This window comes from Blautia stercoris, assembly GCF_054657695.1.
On the sequence record NZ_BAAHYF010000002.1, the window covers coordinates 386,631 to 413,128 of the forward strand.

Annotated in this window: 20 protein-coding genes; 17 read left to right on the forward strand and 3 right to left on the reverse strand. The window is 39.7% G+C overall.

The window, feature by feature from the left end; genetic code table 11:
- Positions 1 to 41 precede the first annotated feature (41 nt).
- The 4 genes from ACYQ2D_RS11590 (at position 42) to ACYQ2D_RS11605 (ending at position 4,963) form a co-directional block, all read left to right on the forward strand.
- A complete protein-coding gene (locus tag ACYQ2D_RS11590; RefSeq protein WP_459785499.1) occupies positions 42 to 1,805 on the forward strand; it encodes a SpaH/EbpB family LPXTG-anchored major pilin in 1,764 nt (587 codons plus the stop codon).
- 135 nt (positions 1,806 to 1,940) lie between these two features.
- Positions 1,941 to 2,795 (forward strand): class C sortase, encoded by an 855-nt coding sequence (locus ACYQ2D_RS11595; RefSeq protein WP_459785500.1) that lies wholly within the window; start codon positions 1,941 to 1,943, stop codon positions 2,793 to 2,795.
- Positions 2,779 to 3,480, forward strand: coding sequence for a pilin N-terminal domain-containing protein (locus tag ACYQ2D_RS11600; protein WP_459785502.1), 702 nt, complete (start codon positions 2,779 to 2,781; stop codon positions 3,478 to 3,480). The genes ACYQ2D_RS11595 and ACYQ2D_RS11600 overlap by 17 nt, the downstream gene beginning before the upstream one ends.
- Before the next feature lie 259 nt (positions 3,481 to 3,739).
- Positions 3,740 to 4,963, forward strand: coding sequence for an IS256 family transposase (locus ACYQ2D_RS11605; protein WP_459785290.1), 1,224 nt, complete (start codon positions 3,740 to 3,742; stop codon positions 4,961 to 4,963).
- A gap of 228 nt (positions 4,964 to 5,191) precedes the next feature.
- Here ACYQ2D_RS11605 and ACYQ2D_RS11610 read toward each other — a convergent pair whose 3' ends face one another.
- Both ACYQ2D_RS11610 and ACYQ2D_RS11615 read right to left on the reverse strand, forming a co-directional pair.
- Positions 5,192 to 6,571, reverse strand: a complete 1,380-nt coding sequence (locus tag ACYQ2D_RS11610; RefSeq protein WP_459785503.1) for a relaxase/mobilization nuclease domain-containing protein — start codon at positions 6,569 to 6,571, stop codon at positions 5,192 to 5,194.
- Entirely contained in the window at positions 6,538 to 6,861 is a 324-nt protein-coding gene (locus ACYQ2D_RS11615; RefSeq protein WP_459785504.1) for a MobC family plasmid mobilization relaxosome protein, read from the reverse strand. Before ACYQ2D_RS11615 ends, ACYQ2D_RS11610 begins: the two co-directional genes overlap by 34 nt.
- A 123-nt stretch (positions 6,862 to 6,984) precedes the next feature.
- Between ACYQ2D_RS11615 and ACYQ2D_RS11620 the strand changes: the two genes are divergently transcribed.
- The 8 genes from ACYQ2D_RS11620 (at position 6,985) to ACYQ2D_RS11655 (ending at position 16,385) form a co-directional block, all read left to right on the forward strand.
- A complete protein-coding gene (locus ACYQ2D_RS11620; protein ID WP_459786176.1) occupies positions 6,985 to 7,227 on the forward strand; it encodes an integrase core domain-containing protein in 243 nt (80 codons plus the stop codon).
- 156 nt (positions 7,228 to 7,383) lie between these two features.
- On the forward strand, positions 7,384 to 9,306 hold the full coding sequence (locus ACYQ2D_RS11625; protein ID WP_187559004.1) for a hybrid sensor histidine kinase/response regulator: 1,923 nt from the start codon (positions 7,384 to 7,386) through the stop codon (positions 9,304 to 9,306).
- A gap of 600 nt (positions 9,307 to 9,906) precedes the next feature.
- Entirely contained in the window at positions 9,907 to 12,387 is a 2,481-nt protein-coding gene (locus ACYQ2D_RS11630) for a helix-turn-helix transcriptional regulator (protein ID WP_459785506.1), read from the forward strand.
- Between the two features lie 125 nt (positions 12,388 to 12,512).
- Positions 12,513 to 13,403 carry a hypothetical protein gene (locus ACYQ2D_RS11635; RefSeq protein ID WP_022302594.1) on the forward strand — a complete coding sequence of 297 codons (891 nt, stop codon included), beginning with the start codon at positions 12,513 to 12,515 and terminating at the stop codon, positions 13,401 to 13,403.
- Positions 13,404 to 13,503: 100 nt separating this feature from the next.
- Positions 13,504 to 14,391: a DUF3137 domain-containing protein gene (locus ACYQ2D_RS11640; protein ID WP_372554932.1), complete on the forward strand. Its 888-nt coding sequence runs from the start codon at positions 13,504 to 13,506 to the stop codon at positions 14,389 to 14,391.
- A 139-nt stretch (positions 14,392 to 14,530) separates the two neighbouring features.
- Positions 14,531 to 15,556, forward strand: coding sequence for a DUF2397 domain-containing protein (locus ACYQ2D_RS11645; RefSeq protein WP_459785508.1), 1,026 nt, complete (start codon positions 14,531 to 14,533; stop codon positions 15,554 to 15,556).
- A complete protein-coding gene (locus ACYQ2D_RS11650) occupies positions 15,534 to 16,133 on the forward strand; it encodes a TIGR02679 domain-containing protein (protein ID WP_459785509.1) in 600 nt (199 codons plus the stop codon). The genes ACYQ2D_RS11645 and ACYQ2D_RS11650 overlap by 23 nt, the downstream gene beginning before the upstream one ends.
- Positions 16,134 to 16,166: 33 nt before the next feature.
- Positions 16,167 to 16,385 carry a hypothetical protein gene (locus tag ACYQ2D_RS11655; protein WP_117456491.1) on the forward strand — a complete coding sequence of 73 codons (219 nt, stop codon included), beginning with the start codon at positions 16,167 to 16,169 and terminating at the stop codon, positions 16,383 to 16,385.
- Positions 16,386 to 16,537: 152 nt separating this feature from the next.
- Here ACYQ2D_RS11655 and ACYQ2D_RS11660 read toward each other — a convergent pair whose 3' ends face one another.
- The gene (locus ACYQ2D_RS11660; RefSeq protein ID WP_459785510.1) at positions 16,538 to 16,996 is read right to left on the reverse strand and encodes an Lrp/AsnC family transcriptional regulator; all 459 of its coding nucleotides are present in this window, start codon (positions 16,994 to 16,996) and stop codon (positions 16,538 to 16,540) included.
- Positions 16,997 to 17,173: 177 nt separating this feature from the next.
- Between ACYQ2D_RS11660 and ACYQ2D_RS11665 the strand changes: the two genes are divergently transcribed.
- The 5 genes from ACYQ2D_RS11665 to ACYQ2D_RS11685 all read left to right on the forward strand — a co-directional run bounded on the left by ACYQ2D_RS11665 (position 17,174) and on the right by ACYQ2D_RS11685 (position 26,445).
- Positions 17,174 to 18,499 carry an MATE family efflux transporter gene (locus tag ACYQ2D_RS11665; RefSeq protein WP_459785511.1) on the forward strand — a complete coding sequence of 442 codons (1,326 nt, stop codon included), beginning with the start codon at positions 17,174 to 17,176 and terminating at the stop codon, positions 18,497 to 18,499.
- Positions 18,500 to 18,574: 75 nt separating this feature from the next.
- Complete coding sequence (locus ACYQ2D_RS11670; RefSeq protein WP_117456494.1) at positions 18,575 to 19,015, forward strand: MarR family winged helix-turn-helix transcriptional regulator; 441 nt, start codon at positions 18,575 to 18,577, stop codon at positions 19,013 to 19,015.
- Positions 19,016 to 19,159: 144 nt separating this feature from the next.
- Complete coding sequence (locus ACYQ2D_RS11675; protein ID WP_117456495.1) at positions 19,160 to 20,092, forward strand: type II toxin-antitoxin system death-on-curing family toxin; 933 nt, start codon at positions 19,160 to 19,162, stop codon at positions 20,090 to 20,092.
- A 150-nt stretch (positions 20,093 to 20,242) separates the two neighbouring features.
- The gene (locus ACYQ2D_RS11680) at positions 20,243 to 23,182 is read left to right on the forward strand and encodes a transporter substrate-binding domain-containing protein (protein WP_459785513.1); all 2,940 of its coding nucleotides are present in this window, start codon (positions 20,243 to 20,245) and stop codon (positions 23,180 to 23,182) included.
- A 53-nt stretch (positions 23,183 to 23,235) separates the two neighbouring features.
- On the forward strand, positions 23,236 to 26,445 hold the full coding sequence (locus ACYQ2D_RS11685; RefSeq protein ID WP_459785514.1) for a hybrid sensor histidine kinase/response regulator: 3,210 nt from the start codon (positions 23,236 to 23,238) through the stop codon (positions 26,443 to 26,445).
- Positions 26,446 to 26,498: the final 53 nt, after the last annotated feature.

Genomic DNA, 26,498 nt, shown 5'->3' on the forward strand with positions numbered 1-26,498 from the left:
AGCGAACCAATAAAAAATCAAAAGAAAGTGAGAAGAGGAACATGAAGAAATTAGTATCAAGATTTATGGCAGTTCTGATGGCAATGACCATGATACTGTCCATGAGCATGACTGCATTTGCAGCAGATGCAGCAGATGCTCCAAAAGGAACCCTGACAGTCAACAATACAGTGGCAGAAAAGACTCTGGATCTGTATCAGATTTTTACAGCAACAAAAAGTGGCGAGAGTGTAGCTTATACACTGAACAGTGAATATGAGGGATTTTTCAAAACAAAAGTAGAGAATGGTTCATCTTTATCTGGCGAAGCTTTAAGTGAAGCGGCATATAACTATGTTACAAAACAGATCGGAACAGATGGAAATGCTGAGACAGCAAAAACATTTGCTAAAGATGTGCTTGGATGGATTTTAGATTCAAAGAACAATATTAAAGCAACAAAAACAGTTAAAACAACAGCAACTTCTACAGTAGTTTCTGATTTAGCATATGGATACTACTTAGTTTATCCAAAAGGAGCAACAGATACCTCCACAGCACCAGGAAATCAGACTTATACATCTGCAGCATCTTTAGTTAACATTACAGCTGAGACAGCTACAATTAACATGAAGAGCAATTACCCGACAGTAGACAAGAAAATCATTCCGGCACAGAGTGGAAGCGGAATTAAAGTTGGTGCTATTGTGGATGATACTTGGGCAGGTATACATCATATGGAATTAGATGATGAGAATGATCCTGAAGATACCATCGCACCACGTGGCGCAGCAGATGAAAAGAAAGCCGAAGATTTTGGGATTGGCGATACCGTCACTTACCAGCTGACTTCTAAAGTGCCGGATATGACAGGATATAATTCTTATACTTTTAAATTTAGCGATACTTTGTCCAAAGGACTGGACTTAAAAGAAGTACTGTCTGTAAAAGTTGGAAATACAACACTTGCAGCTAAGAAAACAGGAGCAAATACATATGCACTTGCATATGACAAAACTAGCCGTACTTTAACAGTTACTTTAAATGAGTTCTATAATTCATATAAGAATCGTACAGGCGAGACAATCACAGTTGTTTATACTGCAACCTTAAACAAAGATGCTGTTATCGGTATGAATCCAAATACCAACAAGGCGGTCGTTGAGTACAGTAATGATCCGAAGTCAGATGGAATAGGTACATCTGAGCCAAGCATCGTAGATGTACATACCTTTGATTTCACAATTTATAAATATTATTTAAAAGACCAGAATAATAAAGACGATAAGACTCCACTTGCAAATGCAGAATTTGAGCTTTATAAGGAAAATGCAGCAGGTACTGCAGCAGATACAAATGCTAAGATTAATATCGTAAACGAAGGAAACGGCGTATATCGTAAGGCAACAGCTGATGAAGCTAAAACAACAGACTTTACTTCAGCAAAAATTGTATCTGATGATGATGGTAAAGTTCTTGTAAAAGGTCTTGATGCCGGAGCTTACTACTTAAGAGAGACAAAAGCTCCAGAAGGATACAATAAACTTCTCAGCGACATTAAGGTTGAGATTAAAGCAAACTATGATAAAACAACTGGCAAACTGACAAGCTATTCAGTTGATTACACATACAATGGAACTAAAACACCAGGTACTGCAATCACAACCAAAGATAGCTCTCCAGAAGTAGCTGTAGAAAACAAGACAGGCGCACAGCTTCCATCTACTGGTAGCAAGGGTGCCCTCATGGTAACACTGGCTGGTATCGTTCTTTTCGGTGCATTAACAGCAAGCAAAGCTTTTGGCAAAAAGAAAGCAAAAAACTAAGGCGTCCTGAAGTTTAAGAAGGACAAAAAGACAGTTCATCTTCCCGGTATTGCACCGGGAGGATGTCTGCTTTTTCTGAAATATCCAGTGAGGACTGGGTATTTCAGAAAAAACAGACAAAAGGTGAAAGGTATTATGAAAAAAATAGTGAAAATACTAAGAGGAATTGGATATCTGGCAGCATTTTCTTTAATCTTGTATCCGGTAGTGAGCAATTACATCAATCAGATGAACAGCACAACAATTGCTACAGATTATGAACAGGAAGTTTCTCATCTGTCGGAAGAACAGGAAAATGCAATGATCGAGCAGGCGCAGGAATACAATGAAAGCCTGATTGGAATTGGTTCCATAGCAGATCCATTTTCAGAAAGCAATGAAAACCAGACAGAAGATGATGAGTATAACAAACTTTTGAAAATTGATGATACTGGAATGATGGGATATATTGATATTCCAAAGCTTGATGTTGTTCTTCCGGTTTATCATGGAACATCTGAAAAAGTACTGCAGTCAGGTGTAGGACATCTGAAAAACACCTCGCTTCCGGTAGGCGGTGAGAGCTGTCATGCGGTATTATCCGGACACCGTGGGCTTGCAAATGCCAAGATATTCACCGACCTGAACAAGATGGAGGTTGGAGATGTATTTTATATTAAAGTTCTTCATCATACCTTTGCCTATCAGGTGGATCAGATTCTGACAGTATTGCCATCAGATACAGATTCGTTACAGATTGAAAAGGGCAAGGATTATGTAACACTGGTCACATGCACTCCTTATGCAGTTAACACGCACAGACTGCTTGTACGTGGCACTAGAATTCCGTATGAAGAGGCACAGAAGATAGATGAGGAAGTTGGTCTTCAGCGCACAATCCCATTCAATTTGATTCTATTGATTGCTGGAATTGTTGCTTTAATCATCATATGGGTGAGCATTAAGTTACATAAACGCAGGAAGGAGAAAAAACATGAGCAGAATAAGTAAACGTAAGCAAATATATATGTGTATGGCCAGTGTGATGTGTATGCTTTTACTCCTCATTCCGTTACCGGTGTCTGCGAATGATCTGGGAAGTATATTATTAAAAGCAACTGTTGAAGATGAGACCACGGTATATAAGCTAAGTAATACTGAATTTACGATGTATCAGGTTGGAACATATAAAAATAATTCATTGGCATTAGTGAGTGAGTTTGCAAAGTCTGGAGTCATATTTGATTTTGATGATTCTTCCGCTCAGGCAGAAGCTGCAAAAAAAATGGAAAAATATGTACAGGATAACAACATCAAAGGAATGTCCGGAAAGACCAACTCAGACGGAGAAGTTATGTACAGAGATCTGGAAAAAGGAGTGTATCTTTTTGTCCAGACACAAAAAACACAAATTAGCAATCAAGTATATCAAAGCGAACCTTTTATCATAACAGTTCCAGGTAATTATGATGGTCAGATAATTTGGAATGTAACGGCAGAGCCTAAATTTAAAAATGAATCGATACCACCAATTACCACGAATACGCCACCAGTTTCAGAAGAACCATCAGATGATAATAGCAGTCATACTTCAAATGTAAAGACGGGAGACGATACAAATGTAATTATGTGGCTTTCCTTAATGGGAATATCCTTAATCATATTTAGTATATGTAAAAGAAAAGTCCATAAATAATATGAGGAGATCAGGGAATCTCGTTCTTTTCGTTTAGTTACTCAACTGGCGTAAGCCAAAGGTAAATACCTCCGGAGGTGCACCGTATGGTGTCACCTGAGAGGAAATAGATCTGAAACCTTGGGAGGAGTTGGAAAAGAATAATTGGAGACTGTAAATAATTCTGTGTAAACTCCAAAAAAGAGTTCTATATCCTCTTGGATTGATGTTAAAATAAATATCAATTCAGGAGGATTTTTTTATGGCACGAAGAAGAAAAATGGACCCAGAACGTAAAGCATTTATCAGTAGTTTATTGGAGCACTATCAGCCGAAAGATGCTCAAGATATTCAGGAAATGTTGAAAGATTTATTGGGAGACACTTTACAAAGTATGTTGGAAGCGGAAATGGATGAGCATCTTGGTTACTCTAAGTATGACTACCAAAACAAAGAAACAGATGACAGCAGAAATGGATATAGTCCCAAAACAGTAACATCAACTATGGGAACAATAAATTTAGAGATTCCCAGAGATCGTCAAAGTACGTTTCAGCCAGAGATTGTAAAAAAGAACCAGACCGATATCTCAAATATCGAAGACCAAGTTTTGTCTATGTATGCAAAAGGAATGACAACGAGGGATATTTCTTCCCATTTGAGAGATGTTTACGGTGTAGAAGCATCCGCAGAAATGATTTCACACATGACAGACAGAATTCTGCCGATTGCAAAAGAATGGCAAAACCGTCCATTAGAACGGAAGTATGCGATTGTATTTATGGATGCCGTTCATTTTCATGTTCGAGAAGACAATCGTACGGTAAAAAAAGCCGTATATGTTGCGATTGGTGTAAAATTAAACGGAAAACGAGAAGTTCTTGGTATGTGGATTGGTGGAAATGAAAGTGCAAAGTACTGGCTTTCTGTACTTAACGAGATTAAGAATAGAGGAGTAGAAGACATTATGATTGTATCGGTTGATGGTTTGACCGGTTTTGGAGATGCAATTCAAGCTGTTTTTCCGCAGGCAGAAATTCAAAGATGCATAGTCCATCAAATCCGATACTCTACAAAATTTATCTCTTATAAAGATGTAAGACCTTTTATGACCGACTTAAAACTGGTGTATAAAGCAGATACGGAAGATTTAGCGCTTGTAGCACTAGACGATTTAGAAGAAAAATGGGGAAAGAAATATCCGGCATCCATAGCATCCTGGAGAAATAACTGGCCTCAGTTGTCAACCTATTTCAAATATCCTTGTGAAATCAGAAAGTTGATTTATACTACAAATTCGATTGAAAATTTCAATCGACAGTTACGAAAGGTGACAAAATCAAAAACCATTTTTCCGACAGATGATGCACTGTTTAAGATGCTGTATCTTGCTATGACAGATGCGACTAAAAAATGGACTGGAAAATCATGCGATTGGGGCCTTACCCTTGATCAGTTATGTATCTATTTTGGAGATAGAATCCAGCCGATAGACATTGAATAAGCACAAATACAGAAACCTGTAAAGGGAAAAATACACCCAATTTTATTGGGTGCCCTTGACATGTCTCTGTATTCATGCTAATAAATAGACAAGAGCTGAATAGCAAATGCTGCCATTCAGCCCAGTCACATAATAAATTTAATATCTTAAATCAATGATTTTTTCATCAATTCAAGAGGTTTACACAAAATAATTTACACTACCAATAATTGAGTTGTCAGTGCAATCTTATTTATCTCTCGTGACAGAAATAGGTTCCCGTTTTGCTGGAAGTAAGTCTGAACTGATCTCAGGAGCATAGAATAGTGCTGTAAAATTCTGTCTAATGATATCCAGTGTCTTCTGCTTTTTTTGCAATTCCTGTTTTTCCCGAACAGTAGCAGTCTGTTCAGATTCAAGATTTTCTATCCGCTTCTGGATTTTATTAGAGCTTGGGATTTTGGTAACACCCAGATCCTGAAGCTCTTTTTTTAATGAATCATGGAGCTGGTATTCTGCCTGATGCTTGGTGCGGTATGCTTTTGGATTTTTAGCAGATTTGCAATCTTCAATCACCTTACGGCAGAGCCGGTAAGAATCGCAGTGTTTCTGAATGACTTTCTGTGTGCTCAGATCACTGTTGATTTGCGTTATTCTTTGATCAGCCGCTTTAACAGAAGCATCAACATCAGAAACATGCTGTTGGAAATCTTCATAATTCAGCAGGTTATTTTCGGAAAGATAGTTGAAGGTGCGGGCTGCTTCTTTCAGGTTATTGAGTTTTGCCCATCGTTCAAATCCTTCTCGATTGCCGGTCGTAACATAAGTGGAGATATTGATATACAGGCGAGCTTCTATGGACAGATGCTTTGGAACTTTCGCTTTGCTACGATTTTTTGCCAGACGGATGAGGACATTTCCTTCGCTATAATAACTTCCGAGAGATTTCATATAAGTGAAGTTCTTCTGCTCCGGTGCACGGAAGGACAGGTGTTTTTCTTGGCGGACTTCATATCCGGCTAACTGCATTTTTTGTAGAAATTCCTCATAGTTGATGGAAGTCCAGATTGCCTTATCAACTGCAACTCGTAGCTTGGCTTTCCAGCTGGTGCCACGATGATATTCCATGTTCTCCTTATAACTTTTGCCTTTTTCTCCGGTTGGCATACTGGTGGCAAGTCCATTTTCATGACAGATACGATTACTGATCCGGCAGAGCTTATGGTAGCTCCGCTTATTGGAAACATATTTGTGATGATCAACAAAGCTTGCAGCGTTGAAGATGATATGGTTATGAATGTGATTTTTGTCAACATGGGTGCTGATCACGTATTCATATTTTTCTTTCAGTACTTCGTCTGCAAATTGTTGCCCTAAGCGATGGGCAGTTTCGGCATCAACTTCTCCAGGTTTAAAGGACTGGATCAGATGAAATGCCAGGTTATCACCTTTGTCCATTCCATTCTTTTTTGTCATTTCTCTTGTCATAGAAAATTCAAGATCTGCAGTTTCCGGAGAACAGCCAAAATTGGAAACTAACAGTTTTTCATCTGTCTTATCTGGATTCGTGATGTAGTCCAGAGCTTTCTTGTCTGTTACTTTAATAGGGAAGATCTTAAGATACGCCATATTTCTTTCACCATTTCTTTCAATTCTTGCATTTCTTCCGGATATAGATCTCCGGTGGTATTTACCTTTTTTGCAATCTGGTTGATATTTACACCAATCTTGTGCATTTCCTCATACTGTTTCTTCAGTGGAGTGGTATCTGTGTTGACGATGTAACCGTCGATTGCCATTTTACGAAGGTAAGCTCCCATGTTTTTGGTCTTTGATTCAATCATCTTTCTGCGAATCAGCTTCTTTTCTTCGGGGGAAACACAAAACAAAATCTGTATATTTCTTTTTCTATTTGCCATAGGCAGATTCTCCTTTTTTGGGTTTTTCGAAGTAGTGATTTCTGGGTTTTTAATTTAGGGCAGGGTTCCCTAAATTGCTGGTTTTCCAGAAGTGTATATACACTTCCTGTCCTTGAGAACCAGATCCGTCAAAGCATGGATGGTAAAAATCGCTGGGCTGACAATATCATGATCGAACGATGGTTCCGGAGTTTCAAGTACGAGGAAGCATATCTGACCCAATACAACAATATCCGAGAAGCAAGGAAGGCTATTGGGAAATATGTGCATACATACAACTTTGAACGTTGTCATTCCGCACTCAATAATCAGACACTGGCATCCTGCTATTATCCAATCCTGTTACTGGATGATCATGCAGCCTAAGGGGGGATTTTCTCCCCTACCCAGTTACATATATCAGTTTATTATAAAATGCTTAGATTTTTGTCTTGACAACTGAACCACTATATTGCAAAATACGTGAAGAGTTGAGGCATTTTTGTATTAAATTAAAATTAGGGAAAAGGCATGTGAAATACGATGATGAAAAATAACTATATAAAACAAAAAAGAAAAGATCAAAATCCGGTAAATCATTGGAAAATTTTTGAGGGACGGTTGGTATTCCTTCTGGCAATGGTGATTTTGGCTGTTGTTGCATATACTTTTATTTTACAACAAGCATATACCAAAACTGCTCTGAAAACAGAAATTGAACGAGATATTTCCAGTGCAGATGCGGTTCATAAGCTGGTAAATGACAGACTGGGACGAAAAGATTTTAATGAAATAAAAAGTAAAGCTGATGAGAATACAGAACTATTCAAGAATATGTCGACATATATGAATGAAATCAGAACGCTGAATTCTACGAGATATATTTACACAGCAACCAGAAATGAAGACGGTAGATTGATTTACGTTGTAGACGGACTGGATCCATCGGCTGGTGACGTCAGACATCCAGGAGATCCGATTGAAAAGGAGATGGTTCCTTATATAGAAAAAGCACTTTCTGGAAAAACAGTATATTCTCAGGATATTGTTGATACAACATGGGGACCTATTTTTACAGCCTGTTATCCTGTGACAGCGGAAGATGAATCTAATGAAGTGATAGGTGCTTTCTGCATAGAAATGGATATGCAGAAAGCGTATGGAATGGTTGAGAAGACGAATAAGTTAAGTATTGTACTGGGATGCATTACAGCGTGTATTTTGGTAATATTATGTACCTGTGGATATTCTGTATATAAGAAGCAAAAAGAAAATGAGCAGAAACAGCAAAAACTGTTGCAGGAAGCTGCAAGACTGGCCGATTCAGCTAATAAAGCAAAATCAACATTTCTATTTAATATGTCTCATGATATTCGTACCCCTATGAATGCAATCATTGGATATGCAGAATTGGGAGAGAAACATTTAAAGGAGCCAACTATATTAGAAGATTACTTTGAAAAAATATTATTGTGCGGAAAGAAAATGCTGCATTTGATTGATAACATTCTTGAATTAGCACGAATCGAAAACAACAAAGCAACGCTGGATGAAACAATAACAGATGTTTCTAAAAACTTTGATTTATGTATTGATATGTTTAGGAAACAGATAGAAGAAAAACATCAAACACTGAAAGTCAATAAGAACATTCGATATCCATACTTGTATATGGATGATGCAAGATCATCTGAAATTACGATTAACATTTTGAGTAATGCTGTGAAATACACGGGTGAAGGCGGTAACATAGGCTGTACATTGAACCAATATCCCGGCGAAAAAGAAGGTTGGAGTGTATTAGAGCTTATCATAGCAGACAACGGAATCGGAATGTCAGAAGAATTCCAAAAACATATTTTTGAATCATTTTCACAGGAACGATCTTCGTCAGACAGCGGAATAGAAGGTAGCGGACTTGGCATGGGAATCGTGAAGAAACTGGTGGATTTAATGAATGGCAAGATCACAGTTCAGAGCAAACCGGGAGCAGGTTCTACTTTTACAATCACGCTTCCATTAAAAATAGCAAATGCGGAAGAAAGGAATCCGAAACATGCAGACGGTCAGTTGAATATCAAAAAACTGGAAGGAAAAAGGGTTCTTCTGGTAGAAGATAATGACTTGAACGCAGAAATTGCAACGGAACTTTTGACGGAAGAGGGAATCATGATAGAAAGAGCGGAAAACGGCGTTGCATGTATTGATATGTTTAACAAAGCAAAGCAAAATTACTACAGTCTGATTCTGATGGATATTCAGATGCCGATTATGAACGGATATGAAGCATCCAGGAGAATTCGAGAACTGAAAGACGGTAACAAATCGCAGATTCCAATTGTTGCAATGACAGCAAATGCGTTTGAAGAAGATAAGAAGATGGCTTTGGCAAGTGGCATGAATGATCATGTTGCAAAACCAATAGATATGAATGTATTATTGCCGACTATTATGAAATATATGTAAAGGAAGAAAGAAGGACACTGATTTTGCAGTCAGTGTTCTTCTTACATATCAGTCGACTAAAGAAAAACATTTTATAGATTTTACCTTTTTCCCCGGTTGGCATACCTAAATATGGAGTATTGCCCTGTATTCGAGCCAAACAAATGAATCGTGGGATTTCAATTTCTGTGAAAGAGAATCAATTGCAATTTAAATTTGGTAAATCTACGTTTGGAATACAACGGAAACAGTAGCAAACAGTTTTATTACAATATCTGGATTATTTATAGCTCACATGGGAATGGATTTTACGGAATACTTAAACAATTACCGGCTTATAATGGCGGCAAAGCTTCTCAAATCATCCGATGAGTCTATTTTGATGCTCGCAGGTTCAGTGGTTTTGACAGCCTGTCTTATTTTAATTGTATTTTTAAAAGAAAATATGATGTTTCACCCGGAATTTACAGAAAAGTATAGAAGCTGTCGAGAGTCACTCGTGAATGATTAGATCGTTCGACTGTTTGGAGATTCCTTTTTTCTTACTTGCTGAAAGTGATGGATGGAACGTATAATAGTGTTAATCATTAGAAAGATTGTAATACATCGGAGGGATACATTATGACAAAAGCAAAATGGAAGCTAAATACGATTTACATATCTGAGCGATTGCAGGAAAGTTTACAGCCTATTTCTCATTGTGCTATGACCACGGTGGTTGCACCTATGGGATACGGAAAGACCACTGCGGTAAACTGGTATCTCAGTGAACGTACCAAGGTAGAGCAGCTGCATATCATTCGCATCAGCGTGTACTCCGATAATCTTGCGATTTTTTGGAAAAATGTACAGGAGGCGTTTACTCGTGCTGGCTTCTCTTTTCTACAGGAGTATTCTTGTCCGGTAGACGCAGCAGGCGGCGGATTGTTGGTTGATAATCTTTGTCATGTGCTGGCGGGGGAAGTGTCCTGCTATCTCTTTATTGATGATTTTCATCTACTTACGGATAAACGAGCTTCGCTATTTCTCTGTATGTTAGCAAATCGGTTACCTTCAAATATGCATCTGATTGTAGCAAGTCGGGACCGTTTTTTGCCTGCTGCAGAGGCGCTGCGGCTTGGAGGAAAGGTGTATCAGATTGGCACAGAACAGCTACGCCTGAATCAGACGGAGCTTGCCACTTATGCCCATCGCTGTGGCACAGAGCTTTCTGAGACACAACTGAAAAATCTGCTTTATTCCAGCGAGGGCTGGTTTTCAGCTGTGTATCTGAATCTGCACACACTTTTTGAGCGTGGTGTGTTGCCTGGTCGTCATTCTGATATTTATGCTACATTTACCGCTGCTATGATTGATCCGCTGCCCAGACCGCAACGGAAGTTTTTGGCGGTCATGGGGCTTGCCGACGAATTTACGGTCGAAATGGCACAGTATATCACAGGTGATGCGGATGCGGGGCAAATGCTTTCTGTGCTGACCGAGCAAAATGCCTTTGTTACGCACCTGCCGGACGGTACGACGTATCGTTTCCATCACATGATGAAAGAATGCGCCGAGCGTAGTTTTCTGAAAATGAAAGCAGAAGTGCAGCAACTTTATTGGGAGCGCTTTGGCTTGTGGTATGAAGAACATCGGCAGTATCTTCACGCGATCGCTGCTTATGAAAAGAGCGAAAATTATGATGCACTGCTGAGTGTCATTCGCAGCGACGCAGGTATTCTGTTGGCGTCGTTGAAGGCTGAGGATGTACGGAAAGCGCTGGATAAATGTCCTGCCGAAACGTTGAAAGCACATCCTTTTGCAATTTTGGTGCTAATGCGTCGAATGTTCACATGGCGACAGATCCCGAAAATGATGGAACTGAAAGAGTTATTGATGACAGCAATTGAGGAACATCCGGAGATGCCCGAAGAAGAACGTGGCAATTTACTGGGAGAATGTGATCTTATTTTAAGTTTTCTTTGCTACAATGACATCGGCGCCATGAGCCGCCTGCACCGTAGCGCCAGCAGCCAGATGTCGCACTCAGCTATTAGTATCCAATCGAGCGGTGGTTGGACTTTTGGCTCGCCTTCCGTTCTGATGATGTTTTACCGTATGCCGGGAGACTTGGAAAATGAACTTGCTGAAATGGATGAGTGCATGCCTCATTATTATAAGGTCACCAGTCATCACGGACAGGGAGCGGAGACCATTATGCGCGCAGAGGCGTTGTTTTGCCAGGGACATTTCACTGATGCGCACATTGAATTGGAACGCGCCTATACACAGGTCAAAGAAAATGGGCAGATTAACATGGCGCTTTGCTGTGATTTTCTTTCACGCAGGCTCTCGCTGTATGTTGAGGTAGAGCAACGTTATACTTTTGACGAACGATATGCGATGTTGTTGCGTTATCATGATGCTTCGTGGATTAACCTTTGGTGCGCTACCAGCGCTTATTACCATGCATTGTGTGGCAAAATTGACAAAATTCCGGAAGTTTTTTTAAAACATCGGCTTTCGGACATTAATATGCTTGCACCGGGCAAGCCCATGATGGAGATGATTGAAAATCAGGTGTATCTTGCAGAGGGCGCTTATGCCAAGGTGGTAGGACGTAGCACACAGCTGTTAGCTGTGTGTGAGACCATGCATTATGTGCTGGTAGCTCTGCATATTCAGATTCAGACGGCAGCAGCTTATGAAAAGTTGGGTAAACTTGAGGAAGCCCGTATATGGCTGAAAAAAGCACTTTCGGATGCTGAACCGGATAATCTTGTGATGCCATTTGTGGAAAACTATGATTTTTTGAAGCCGGTGCTGGCATTGGAAATTCGGACCGACTTTATTGCACAGATTATTAAACTGGGCGAAGCAGCAAAACGTCGAAGAGGTGAAAATGTCCGACCAGCGGTATTTGTCACATTGACTGAAAGGGAGTATGAGCTCGCTTGTTTGAAAGTGCAACGTCTGTCAAATCGTGAAATCGCAGAAAAGCTGTTTCTCTCTGAGGGTAGCGTAAAGCAGTATGTAAATCAGCTTTATTCTAAACTTCATATTGAGGGCGATACCAAGACTAAGCGAAAGCAGCTTGCTGAGTTGCTCAGGCAAAAGAACTAACCTTTGGTTAATGGTTATTTTATCAAATCCACTGTACAATATTTGTACAGTGGATTTTTAGTTTCTTTAAGAATCCAAGGCGGCTTTGAGATATAGTTTATTATTTGAAGAAGGAGGGGAAGAGCATGCTGAAACGCTTAAAAAAATCTCTGTCGCTTACTTTAGTACTGGCACTATGTATGAGCTTTATCGCTTGCGGTAGCGATGGTAAAAGCGACGACAATTTTTCTGATGATTCGGATTCCTTCGAGGGGAGGGTTAAGGATTCAGAGCAGATCGCAGCACAGGACAATCCAAATGAAGGCTTAGGAGGTGGCTTAAACGAAGATGCGGTCAATGATTTCAGTGAATTTGAGGGGATTTGGTTGGGTGAAGCGAACAATGAGTATGATTCTATGGAGATTGACTCAGAGGGCAATTGGACGCTTTTTCTCAGTGGTGAAGTGGTGGATAGCGGCTATCTCTGCTATGAGCCGGAGTGGGAAGCTATCTATGCATATAGTAACCTGGATGATTCCGGTAGCCGTATTGCCATAGAGGACGGTCAGCTTTACAGTGCAGCTTATGGTTATTTTAACTATGGAGAAGGGATGGAAAATCTTTTGTATGAGGACGGGAGCCGTCTTACCGAGGACGACGAATCTGATTCATCGAGAGACGAAGTGCCAGAGTGGAACGGACGCTTGAGTGGAGAGTCAGACATCTACTGGAGCTGGGATTCCGAACTTTGTCAACGAAATGTTTCGGAATTCAAAGGTATTTGGTACTATGATGGTGATTTGTCAGCGGAAATCTATATTGTTATTGACAGTAATGGCAATTGGAGTTATTACCAGCGTGCTCCCGGCGCTGAGCCTGCGGAAATGGACTATGGTACGTTTTCTTATTCCACGGATGAGGTGAGCACCTATTATGCCAATTCCACTTTGTATGACAGTGTGTCGTACCGAGTTTTTGAAATTGACGAGAATTCTCTGGCTTGGGGAGATGAGGGTGTTTATTATAAAATGGAATAAATGTGCTTTTGACGGATTGTTTTAGATTCACAATAGAAGCATATCGTGCATTCTTTTAAACATGCCGAAAAACTTTAGAAGGAATGGAGGAAGGGGAGCTATGAAAAATACAATAGAACAGAAAATGACCATGATAGAGGAACAGTTAGCGCAGGAACTGAACAAAAGTAAGAGTGGCAAGTTAGGCGGTAAAATGCTTTCGCTGTTGGGCGCAGTAATTGGTATAGCAGGAGTGATTCTGGGCGGCAAAATTGTGTTGGTAATCATCGGCGGTGTGCTTATCGGTTTGGGGCAAATGGTACAGGGTAAGTCCAGGGGAGAGACAAGCCAGCAGGTATTTGATACCATTGTGCCGGATATGATGAGCATGATTTTTGAAGACGTACAGATAAATCCTGCTCCTCATCTTTTAGATGTGAAAGATACAAATATTCCATTGCCAAATCACAGCTATTGCAGTGGCAGCGGGTATGTCCGAGGCATATATCGTGGTTTGACTACGGAATTGTGTACAATTGAGTTAACAAGTGTCAGTGAAGTTCAGCGGGAGGAGACCGGTCTGTGGGAAAAGACGGAACAGAAGGTCTACACGGGACAGTGGATGCTGTGCGAGCTGAATCAGGAATTTTCTACATGGCTGACAATCTGGCCTCGAGACAGGATGGATAAACTCTTCAACGCCCAGACAATTAAGACAAACAACGAGGCCTTTGACAAACGCTTCAATCTGAGTAGTGATGATGTGCAGGCAGCCCTTCATATCCTGTCTTCTAGTCGCATAGCGCAGATTTTGACGTTGGCAGACTCTACCTTTGGTAGATTTTCTATGAACCTCAATTCCGATGGCAGGCTGTATATTGCAGTGCACAGCGGACGCGGTTTTTTTGATCTTGGCAAGGGGCGTGAAAATCCGGCACAGCTGTGCCAGCGTTTTACCAGCGAATTGAAATGGTTTACGGAGATGATGGATATATTTTGTTGTAGATGATTTTTTTACCGCTTTACTAATAGTGCGCTTTGCAAAAAAATAAAATCGCACATTGAATAACAGTTACCTGCATGATATGATTAAATTTATCAAGCTATAGTTAATAGTTATAGGAGTTCATGAATAAAGGAGATCTACCGTGCAGGTATCAGATAAGTTAATCAAACCCTTAACAGAAATAAAATATTTAAATGCGGATAATGTCAGCAGATATCGCTGTATTATGCGCATTTTTTTTGAAAACTATGAAAAATTGAAGTACTGGCTGTATCAGGAAGATATTTATGAAGAAATGATAAAAGATCCTTATTTTGCAGAGTATAAGCCTGAACAATGCCAGCAGGATCTGGCTATGCTAGTGGAGTGGAAAAATTTGAACACGATTCAGGATACTAGAAAAGTAGCCTCTATCGAAGCATTTAAGAATAAAAAATACCGCTATCAGATGTCAGAATATAGTGTGGAAATTGAACGTTTGGTGCTACGTTTAGAGAATCTTTTTATTGAGGGTGCATCACTGGAGCCAACTTTATTAGAACGAATCAGAAGAGAAATTGAGCGTTTTCCGGAAATGTCAGAGTTAGATGAAGATGAAGTTTATACCTGGTGGACGGATTTGAACCATGATTTTGTTCGTTTGAATCAAAATTATCAGGATTATATGGTATTCTTTTATCAGATTATGAAGGATACGTTGGATTATCGAAAGTGGTTTGAGTTTCAACTATTCTGCCAAAAAAGTGGAGAGCGGCAAAAAGAGTTGACAAACAGTGTTTTTGGAATATTTAGTGGCGGAGAAAAAGCGATGTCGATGTATGTGCCTTTATTTTCAGCAGTAGTTGCTAAATATCAGGGTGGAAGAGCAGACGCGCCTAGATTGATTTCACTGGATGAAGCGTTTGCCGGAGTAGATAATAAAAATATTCGGGATATGTTCCGCCTTATGACAGAATTCCAGTTTGACTTTATCATCAATTCTCAGGTGCTTTGGGGAGACTGTGATACTTTGGATGCACTTGCAATTTATCAGTTAATTCGTCCGGAAAATGCGAAATTTGTTACGGTGATGCCATATCTCTGGAATGGGCATAAAAAAGAGTTGTTAGAAGATGAGGAAAAGGTAGAAGAGAGAGGAATCGAGATTGAGCAGGCGGCAAGAATCTGAGCAACTGAAGAAATGTGTAGAATATTTTCGGCAAAACTCAGTATGGGAAAAGGTACTGAACGGTTTTTTTGAAAAATATGCTTCTTATGGAAGATTCTCAGGGAGCGTTCGTGTTCAGAGCTTATCGCCGGAAGAACTGGAAGAATTGGAAGGATTATTTGGAAAAAGTTTTCATCGGCAAAAAAGTGTGACAATTTCTGCTGAAAAATTTCAAAAAGTATTAGAAAATAGTCGCTATAAAGGACTTGCACCGGAAGAGATTCTGGAAAGCTATTTTGGAAAAGCACTGTGTAGCAAACAGGAAGAAAGAATCTTAAAGGCGCAGAAACAGCAGGAATTGCTACTGCGCATAAGTAGCGAGTATGAGGGGACACCGGCACAGGTGGAGTTGGAATATTTCATGCAAATGCTGAAAGGAAATTCCAGGGAAGATTTTGAAGAACTGGAGCAACAGTTAAAGCTTTCCGCAGAAATATTTAATAAACTGCCATACAGGAAAACACAAAAAATATACCTGGCAGTTTTTGCTGCAATGGTGACTGGAAATCCACATGCATTTGACCAAGGCACTGTGTGAGGCAGACTTCTTTATCAGATAATTCAGAGAAATTTGGAATTACGAAATTTAATAATAGGGCAAATAGAGACCTTTCCGGCCTATAAAAGACAGAGAAGTTTTCTTGCAGCCGGAATTTTGCTGGATGATGTTTTGAATTCTGTAATGTTGTATCGGGTGGAGGCAGTGAAAAAAGATGGAGATATGCATAGTGGAGTGGCGGGATTTCAAAAAGAGCAGGATATCAGGAACGGCTGTTTATTTCATAAATAAAATCCTTTTGTTTGTCATAGGCTCTTTCCACTTCCTTTGGAGGTGTGAGGAGCCTTGTAAATTCGTTTAGTACTCCCACAGAAACTTCTTTAAATTTACTATCCCATGAGAATGTCGGGATTAAGCTATACAATGTCTAAATTGGATATAATTCATAGCCGTAATCCTTTAATATCTTTAATGCGTGATAAGATGGTATTGCAGCTGCAGTTGATAATGCCAGGCAGTGTGTCAATGACATTGTACAGGAAGTATTCCATTTCATCACTTGACGAAGCAACTGCATGTATATGAAGTTTGTCTCTTCCTGTAACACGGTAAATCTGTGTAACTGTATCATTTTTATACAATATATCTGTTATCTGTGATAGATGCTCTGGCTTTGTTTCGATTTCAAAATAGCATGATACAGCACCACTAATTTTTTGAGGGTTTATTATTGTTGTATATTCTTCGATTACACCTTTTTTCTCCAAACTTTGAATTCGGGCTTTTACTGCTACTCTGGAAATACCGGTTTTTTCACCAATATCAGAGTAAGAGATACGTGCATTTTCTATAAGCAACTGGATAATCTTCTGATCCAGTTCATCTAAACCGTCTAGGTACATAATAGTCTCTCCTGTAAAATAATGTCCATTGCATATTAAATATCATATCATTCATATTACAAAAAGTAAACAATAGCTTGACTTGGTTACTGTGACTACATATAATTATTACATAACGAAACTTATAACTTACATTTCGAAAATACAAAAAATTCTGATGGAGGAGAAAATAAGATAATGTCAAAGGATGAATATTTGATCACAGATGCGCCTCTGAAAGCATTGACTGTTTTTGCAATGCCTATGATTTTAGGCAGCTTTTTTCAACAAGTATATAATATGGCTGATTCTATTATCGTTGGTCAGTTTGTCGGCTCTTCTGCACTTGCGGCAGTTGGTGCTTGCGCTGCACTTACGAATGTCTTCATTTGTATAGCCTTGGGTGCCGGTGTGGGCGCAGGGGTGCTTGTGAGCCGTTATTTTGGAGCCAGAGATTATAGTAAAATGAAAACAATCGTGTCAACATCATTGATTAGCTTTCTGATTCTAAGTATGCTTCTGGGGGTTTTTGGTTTTTGCTTTTCCCGTTCAATGATGAACTTATTACAGACACCAGCTGATATACTGGATGAAGCAGTGCTGTATCTTCGCGTTTATTTTGTAGGCTTTCCGTTTCTGTTTATGTACAATATCCTTTCAACGATGTTCACATCTATCGGAGAGTCAAAAATTCCATTGGGTCTTTTGATATTCTCTTCTGTTTTGAATATATTTATGGATCTTTGGATGGTGGCCGGACTTGGTATGGGTGTGTTCGGCGCAGCCCTTGCAACTCTCATTGCACAGGGGATTTCCGCAGTGTTTTCGCTTTTGATTTTCTTTAGTCGGATGCGCCGATATAAAAGTCATTTTGCCTGGTTTAATGGGCAGGAGTTGTATTCTATGCTTCAAATCGCCGTGCCATCAATTCTCCAACAGTCCACAGTATCAATTGGTATGATGATCGTACAGGCAGTTGTAAATCCATTTGGTACACAGGCACTCGCTGGTTATTCAGCAACGATGCGGGTGGAAAATGTTTTTTCATTGATCTTTGTATCTATTGGAAATGCAGTCTCACCGTATGTATCCCAGAATCTTGGCGCAAAGAAACCCAAGCGTATCAAAAAAGGGTATCATGCTGCACTGGTATTGGATCTGTGTTTTGCAGTTCTTGCTTTTATAATCATTGAAACACTGCATACTCAAATTTCCTCGTTATTTCTGGGTAAGGATGGAACCGCTTTGGCATATCAGGTGTCCGGGGATTATATGAGATGGCTCGGCTGCTTTTTTATTTTTATGGGTATCAAGATGGCAACGGATGGAGTTCTTCGCGGACTTGGAATCATGCAGCCTTTTCTCATTGCGAATATGGTAAACCTGGCAATCCGTCTGTCAGTTGCTTTGCTCTGTGCACCTCGTTTTGGCATCTCATTTGTCTGGCTTGCTGTACCAGCTGGCTGGTTTGCAAATTTTCTGATTTCCTATGTGGCACTCAGAAAATCGTGGAAAAAATTATAAGTAAGGGTTGACAAGGGGATATAGACACCATATAATCGTTCTAAATAGAACGAAGTGAAAGGAAGGAGAAACGCTATGTTTTTTTGGGATCAACATAAGACAATCTCAAGTTGTTATGAAATGCTTTCAAGAAAAGTATGTGAGAAATACCAGTTAACACAGATGGAATATGACATACTGATATTTTTGCATAACAATCCACGGCATAATACGGCAGCGGAGATTGTCAAAATCCGCAAATCCACAAAATCTCATGTGTCCTCTTCCTTGAAAAATCTTGAAAGCAGAGACCTGGTAAAGCGAGTCCAAAGCACTGACAATAAGAAGCATATCGAGATTGTTTTATTGGAGGCAGCTATTCCGATCATAGAAGATGGAATTAAAGTGCAGAATGAGTTTGCAAAAACGGTCTTGCAGGGACTAACCCAAGAAGAAAGGCGCATATGTACAGAAGTATTTAATAAAATATGTAAAAATGCGGATGAATACTTAAAAACGGGCGGAGTGAAAGAATGAAAAAAGATAAATGAGTAGTGAAAACCCATAGGTTTGCCTATGGGTTTTCACTACTCATTTATAAATCAAAGGATAAAAAGTAGTCTGACTGAAAATGGGGTTTGGAAAAGTCAGCGTGAAATATTCATGGAAAGGAACGAAAAGATGAAGAGTGAAATTGTATTATTTACAGATGGTGATGTTAATATAGAAGTTCAAATTAATCCTGAGCAAGAGACTGTCTGGCTGACTCAAAAACAAATGGAAGCGTTGTTTGAGGTTAAGCGCGCTACAGTAAGCAAACATATCTCAAATATTCTTGCTTCAGGAGAATTGGATGAGACTTCTGTCGGCTTTTCCGACAGAAGTACGGGGGGAAGAAAACCTAAGATTTATAATTTGGATATGATTTTGTCTGTAGGGTATCGAGTTCATTCCAAAAGAGGTATCGCTTTCAGAAAATGGGTCAATAGTGTTCTTAAACAGTTTATCTTGAAAGGCTATGCGCTCAATGAAAATCATCTTCAGGCACTTAGGAAAACAGTTGATATTCAGTCAAGGATGCTTGTGGATGCACTTGACATAGAAGAAAAAAATGTGCTCAGAGCTATAAATGAATACACGGATGCATTGATTCTTCTGGATCAATATGACCACCAGGCATTAAGTAAGCCAGAGGGAAGTACTCCGATATACCGCATTACTTATGAAGATTGTGTTCAGATGGTTGGACAGATGAAGGATTCTTTTGAAACAGATGTATTTGGTGTGGAAAAAGAGACCGGTAAGGTAGAAGGAATTATTGCTGCAGTTTACCAAAGTGTATTTGGACAAGATGCGTATCCGTCTTTGGAAGAGAAAGCGGCAAATTTATTGTATTTTATGATAAAAGATCATCCATACGCAGATGGCTGTAAAAGAATTGCCGCATCACTGTTCCTGGAATTTTTAGACAAGAACAATGCGCTGTTTCAGGATGGAGAGAAGAGACTCAGTGATGGAACGTTAGTAGCAATTACATTAATGATTGCTGAATCAAAAGCGGAAGAAAAAGATGTAATGGTAAAATTGGTAATGAATCTGTTGAGGTTAAATTAAATTTAATGATATCCACAAAAAAGACAAAAATAAGAGTGCATTGTTGACCGAAGTTAACAATACAAGATATAATGATGAAAAAGGTAGGGAAAACGATAAATAGAAAATCAGTGCTGGGTAATAACCTGGTAAATTGTGGAGAAAAGAGCAATGTACAAAAGTAGAAAAAGATTAGTCGTATTATGTATAGGTATACTTGTGGTTTTGGGAATGTGGATGATGGTATCAGTACGTTGCTGGGCTGCTGAAACAGATAATGATAAAGAACAGCCACAGATGGCAAAGCAGGATAATTTAACGCAACAGGAAACAAAAAAATCAGACACGCAGGCAAAAGAGCAGAAGATCATCCGTGTCGGTTCGTTTGAGGATACCTTTAATTATATTGATAAAAACGGTGTCAGACGAGGATTTGGCTACGAACTCATGCAGGCTCTGGCAAGCTATACCGGATGGAAATTTGAGTATGTGAAATGTGACTGGTCAAACTGTTTTGACATGCTTGAAAAGGGTGAGATTGATATTATGGGTGATATCTCTTACACCGATGAACGTACAGAAAAGATGCTTTTTTCCGAGGAACCGATGGGAGAGGAAAAATATATTCTTTATGCTGATTTGTCAAATACGGATATTGTGACTTCTGATTTTAAGTCTCTGGATGGGAAACGTGTAGGTGTGCTCATGGGTACAGAACCTGAAATCATGCTGACAGAGTGGGAAGATAAGAACGGCATAAATACAGAACATATAAATGTGTATAATAATGATGATGTTGAAAAGAAATTAGCAAATCATGAGATAGACTGTTTTGTATCTTTGGAGGAATCCATCTGGTCTGAACAGGGAATATCATCTGTTACCAATATTGGTAAATCAGGTATATATTTTGTAATGAACAAAGAGCGCAGCGATGTCAAGACGGAACTGGACTGGGCTATGCGTCAGTTGGCTCAAGATAGTCCTTTTTTTCAGGCAGATCTGTATAAGAAGTATTTTACTCTTGATTATAATCAGATTCTTACAGGTGAAGAAAAGTCCTATCTGGAAGAACATGGTGATATCTGGGTAGGATTTTTAAACAATGATCCGGCAATCTTTTCTATGGATGAAGAGACTGGAAAACTTACCGGCATGCTGTCAGAATATATCTCTTATGCAAAAGATTGCCTGAATGATCAGACACTGGAGTTTAATATGAAGTCGTATGATAATTATGACGAAATGACTCAGGCGCTACAGGAACATGAAATTGATATTATTTTTTATACCAGCAGAAATCCTGATTTTGCAGAAGAAAAAGGATATGCACTTACAAATACAGCGTGGACTTACAGTCTGATGGCGGTAACAGATGAGAAAAAGTTTGATGAAAATAATGTGTATACAGTAGCTGTGCAAAAGGAAAAAGATGCCTTAAAACAGCATATTGCGTTCAGTTATCCACAATGGAAGCTTGTAGATTGTGATTCGCTTGAGGATGCTGCAGATATGGTTTCCGGTGAAAAAGCAGACTGTTTCCTCATGGGAGCAAGTCAGGCAATGATATATGATAACAGCAGGAGTTTCAAAAGTGTTCCACTTACAAAAACAATGGAGGCATGCTTTGCGGTAAGAAGTGGAGAGGCAGCTCTTTTGTCAATACTGAATAAAACTTTAAAGGCCATGCCGTCTGATATGCTTACAAGTGCAATTGCTATTTATGACAGTACGGCAGGTAAGGTGACATTTTACGACTTTGTAAAAGACAATCTGCTTGTTGTTTTTGTCACCATAGGTTTTTCTTCCTTTAGTATAATTGGCATTATTCTCGTACTTTTAAGAAAGGCAAAAAAAGCGGAAACTGTCGCAAAGCTTGCGGCAAATAATACACAAAAACTCAATGATAAGCTGGAAATTGCTCTGAAAAAAGCAGAAAATGCCAGCCTTGCAAAGACAAATTTTCTTAACAATATGTCGCATGACATCCGTACTCCTATGAATGCAATTCTGGGCTATGCACAGCTTATGGAGGATGAACTAAAAGGAAAAGAACTGCCTGAAGCTTCAGAACATCTGGAAAAACTGCAACAGTCTGGCAGAATCCTTTTGTCAATCATAAACAATGTACTTGATATGGCTCGGATTGAGAGCGGAAGGATGGAGATTGATGAGAATTATGCCCAGATTGAAGCTATCTGGCAGAATTTGTTTGAACTATTTGATGATGAAGCAAAGAAAAAGAATATTGTATTTCATTACAAGGTGGATGTAGAGCATAAGCACATATTGACAGACATTACTAAGGTAGAGGAAATATTTGTTAATATTATGAGCAACGCCATGAAATATACTTTATCCGGCGGTTTTGTTACGGTAAACGTAGAGGAATTACCATGCGATGAGTCAGGGTACATAATAGTAAGAACTCGGGTGAGCGATACAGGAATCGGTATGAGTCAGGATTATCTGACAAAGATTTTTGAGCCGTTCACACGGGAACAGAACACCACAAAGAGCAAAATCACAGGAACCGGACTGGGAATGTCAATCGTAAAAAAATATGTTGCTCTGCTTGGTGGAACAATAAATGTAGAAAGTGAGCTTGGAGAGGGAAGCGTCTTTACAGTCACACTAAAGCACAAGATAGCGGATAAAAGCTATTATGCAAAAAAATATGTTGAAAACCAGGAAACAGGTAGTGAGATCCTGAAAGGCAGGAATGTCCTTTTAGCAGAGGACAATGATTTGAATGCGGAGATTGCAGAAATAATACTGGAGCGTGCCGGTCTTAAAACAGAACGTGTGGAGAATGGCATTCAGTGTATAAACAGGATAATGGAAATGCCGGTGGGTACGTACGATATGGTGCTTATGGATATTCAGATGCCCAAAATGGACGGTTATAAAGCAACACAGGAAATTAGACATCTGCCAGATAAAGCTAAAACGTGTATACCAATCATTGCAATGACGGCAAATGCATTTGAAGAAGATAAGAAAGCGGCTCTTGCGGCTGGAATGAATGGTCATATAGCAAAGCCAATCCAAGTTGATAAGTTGCTGTCGACATTATCAGAAATCATTAGACAGCAAGAAAATTTTCAATAGGCAGATTGAAGCAGGATGAAAAAGGTATAAAACGAAGTGAGGATTTTTATAAAATGGGAAATTATGAAGATAAAATATATTCTTTAAGTGAGACTGTATCGGGACAAACACGGGCTATGTCACAGGTAGTACAGAAAACACTGGAAAATAATGGCGGAGTAGGTATAATGACAGGATATTATGATCAAAATATGTCTATTTTGTCTGTGAGCAATCTGCTGTTACATAGTACAGGATATACCTTTGATTCTTTTATGAAGCAGACGAAAGGTTCATTGAAAAACTTCTTTTATGGAGATGGTATAGAGATACTGGATCAGGAACGTTTTTTGCAGCTTCACGGAACAGGGGAAGCACAGATCCTTGCAGCAGACGGTACAGTGAATAATGTACGGCTTTGTAAAGAGGATGCGACAGATGAGGCGGGCAGACAGATCTGGGTTATGTCCGTACAGGTCAACTGGGATCATGTAAATCTGGCACTGCTCAATGAGGCTATCTGTTCCGGCTTCTGGTATTTTGACTGTGACGAAAACAGTGAGATTGTGAATGCAAACTGGAGTCATGAATTTAGAAAAATGCTTGGCTATCATGACACTCTGGACTTTCCGAATAAACTGGAATCCTGGTCAGATCTTCTGCATCCACAGGATAAAGAAAGAGTCATGGTGCAGCTTCAGGCGGCAATTAAGGATAAGACAAACCAGATAAAATACCAGGTAGAGTATCGTATGAGAATGAAGGATAATCAATACCAGTGGTTTCGGGCATCGGCAGAAGTAATACGCCGTCTGGATGGTTCTGCCAGCAGGATTGCCGGGATTTTTATTAACATTGATGGGGAGAAAAAAGAAATCATGCAGGCACAAAAATCTGCTGCTTTCCACCGGGCTTTTACGAAAGCAGATTTGTGCGAGTATTATGTGAATCTGGAAGCGAATACTTTTGATACCTTTAAGGTTGAACCGTCCCTGATGACCGTCTTTGAACAGAGTTATACGTGGGATGAATTGATTCGGCATTTTGTGGATTCCTATGTTGTGGAGACAGATAAGAAGGCGGTATCCTCTTTTTACGACCGTGGTTATATTGCAGAAAGGCTGAAGGGTCTGGAAACCGAATTGGCTTTAGAGTGCCGTATCACTCTGAATGGAAAAGAACGATGGGTCCGCAATGTGGTCATACGTGGCGAAATAGAGGATTCAGAATATGCCATGATCTTTCTGCGTGATATCACAGAGGCAAAGGTAGAGAGCGCACGGCATCTGCAGATGGCAGCGGATAATGCTTCCATGGAGCAGCTGATTCAGAGTATTGTGCGTCTGGTTGACCGCTTTGTTGTCTGTGATCTGGAAAATGACAGATATGAATTCTACAATCTGAATGGACAGATGATATATAAACCTCTGGGATTTTATCATGATTTTCAGATGCAGGTTCTTGAAAAATATAAGACACTGGAACCATTGGAAGCTATCGATATCCTGATAGCCCCGGATAATATTCGGGAAAAACTGAAAAGTGAAAATGATATTTATAAGTTTGAGTACTGCAGCCGGGATGAAAAGACTTATAAAATCGCTTCTTATATTCCGTTAGAATGGGAGAATGGAAAACTGGTAAAAGTATTGCTGGCATCCATGGATGTGACGCAGGAGAAGAAAGCAGAGATTGAATCTCGTCAGGCGCTGAAAGAGGCTTACCGGTCCGCAGAAAATGCAAATCGTGCGAAAACAGAATTCCTTAACAATATGTCCCATGATATCCGGACACCAATGAATGCGATTGTCGGTCTGACGGCAATCGCAGGAGCAAATGTTGAGAGTCAGGACAGAGTCATTGAATGCCTCGGAAAGATCACAGAATCAAGCCGCCATCTGCTGGGGCTGATCAATGAAGTATTGGATATGGCACGTATTGAAAGTGGAAAAATGACACTGGCACAGGAAGATTTTAATCTGTCAGAGCTGGTAGATAATCTTATTACACTTACGAAACCGCTGCTTGATGAACATCAACATAATTTTGATATACACATCAATCATATTGAACATGAGGCTGTCTGTGGTGACAGCTTGAGGATTCAGCAGGTATTTGTGAATCTGATGAGTAATGCGATCAAGTATACACCGGATGGCGGGAATATTATTTTTTCCATAGAGGAAAAGTTAAATGGATTTTCAGAACTTGGATGCTATGAATTTACGATTGAGGATAATGGGATCGGTATGTCACCGGAATTCCAGAAAATCATGTTTGATCCGTTCAGCCGCGCGGATGACCACCGGACAACCAGAGTCCAGGGAACCGGTCTGGGAATGGCAATCAGCAGAAATATTGTGAACCTGATGAATGGCACTATTAAAGTGGATAGTATCTTGCACAAGGGAACTAAAATCACAGTAACAATTTATCTGGAGCTTCAGGAAAAAGAAAAAGAACAGGACAAAAATCTGATGAATCTGCCGGTTCTGGTAGTGGATGATGATAAGACATGCTGTGAAAGTACAGTTGCCACACTGAAGGAAATCGGTATTATGGGTGAATGGGTTCTCTCTGGCAGGGAAGCGGTTGAACGTTGTTATGCACGGCATGAGTTGAAAGATGATTACTTTGCTGTTATTTTAGACTGGAAGATGCCGGATATGGATGGTATAGAGACTGCCAGACAGATCCGGAAACGGATAGGAAAAGAGATCACCATCATTGTATTGACATCTTATGAATTCAGCGAGATTGAAGAAGAAGCAAAGGCGGCGGGCATAGATGCTTTTATTGCAAAACCGCTGTTCCGTTCCAGGCTGACGGCTACACTGCGGCAGTTTACTTCAGGAAGAAAAGAAAAAACAGCAAGAAATTATTTGGAGAAGCTGTCAGAATCAGACTACACGGGAAAAAGGATTCTGCTGGTTGAGGATAATGAGTTGAACAGAGAAATTGCTGGTGAAATTTTGCAGATGACAGGTGCAAAAGTGGAAACGGCAGAAAATGGAAAAGTTGCAGTTGAAAAGGTGGAAGCTTCACCGAAAGGCTTGTATGATCTTATTTTTATGGATATCCAAATGCCTGTTATGAATGGTTATGAGGCAACAGCGGCAATCAGGAGTCTTCCGGGTGAAAAGGGAAAACTGCCTATTGTTGCCATGACTGCCAATGCTTTTGCAGAAGACGTACAGCTTGCCAAAAATACAGGCATGAATGGACATATCGCAAAACCGCTGGATATGAATAAGCTGAATGATGTTCTGGAAAGCTGGCTGTAATTGCTTCCCACTGTTTTTGCTCAGGTGTTTAGAGCATTATAAATCTCAACTTT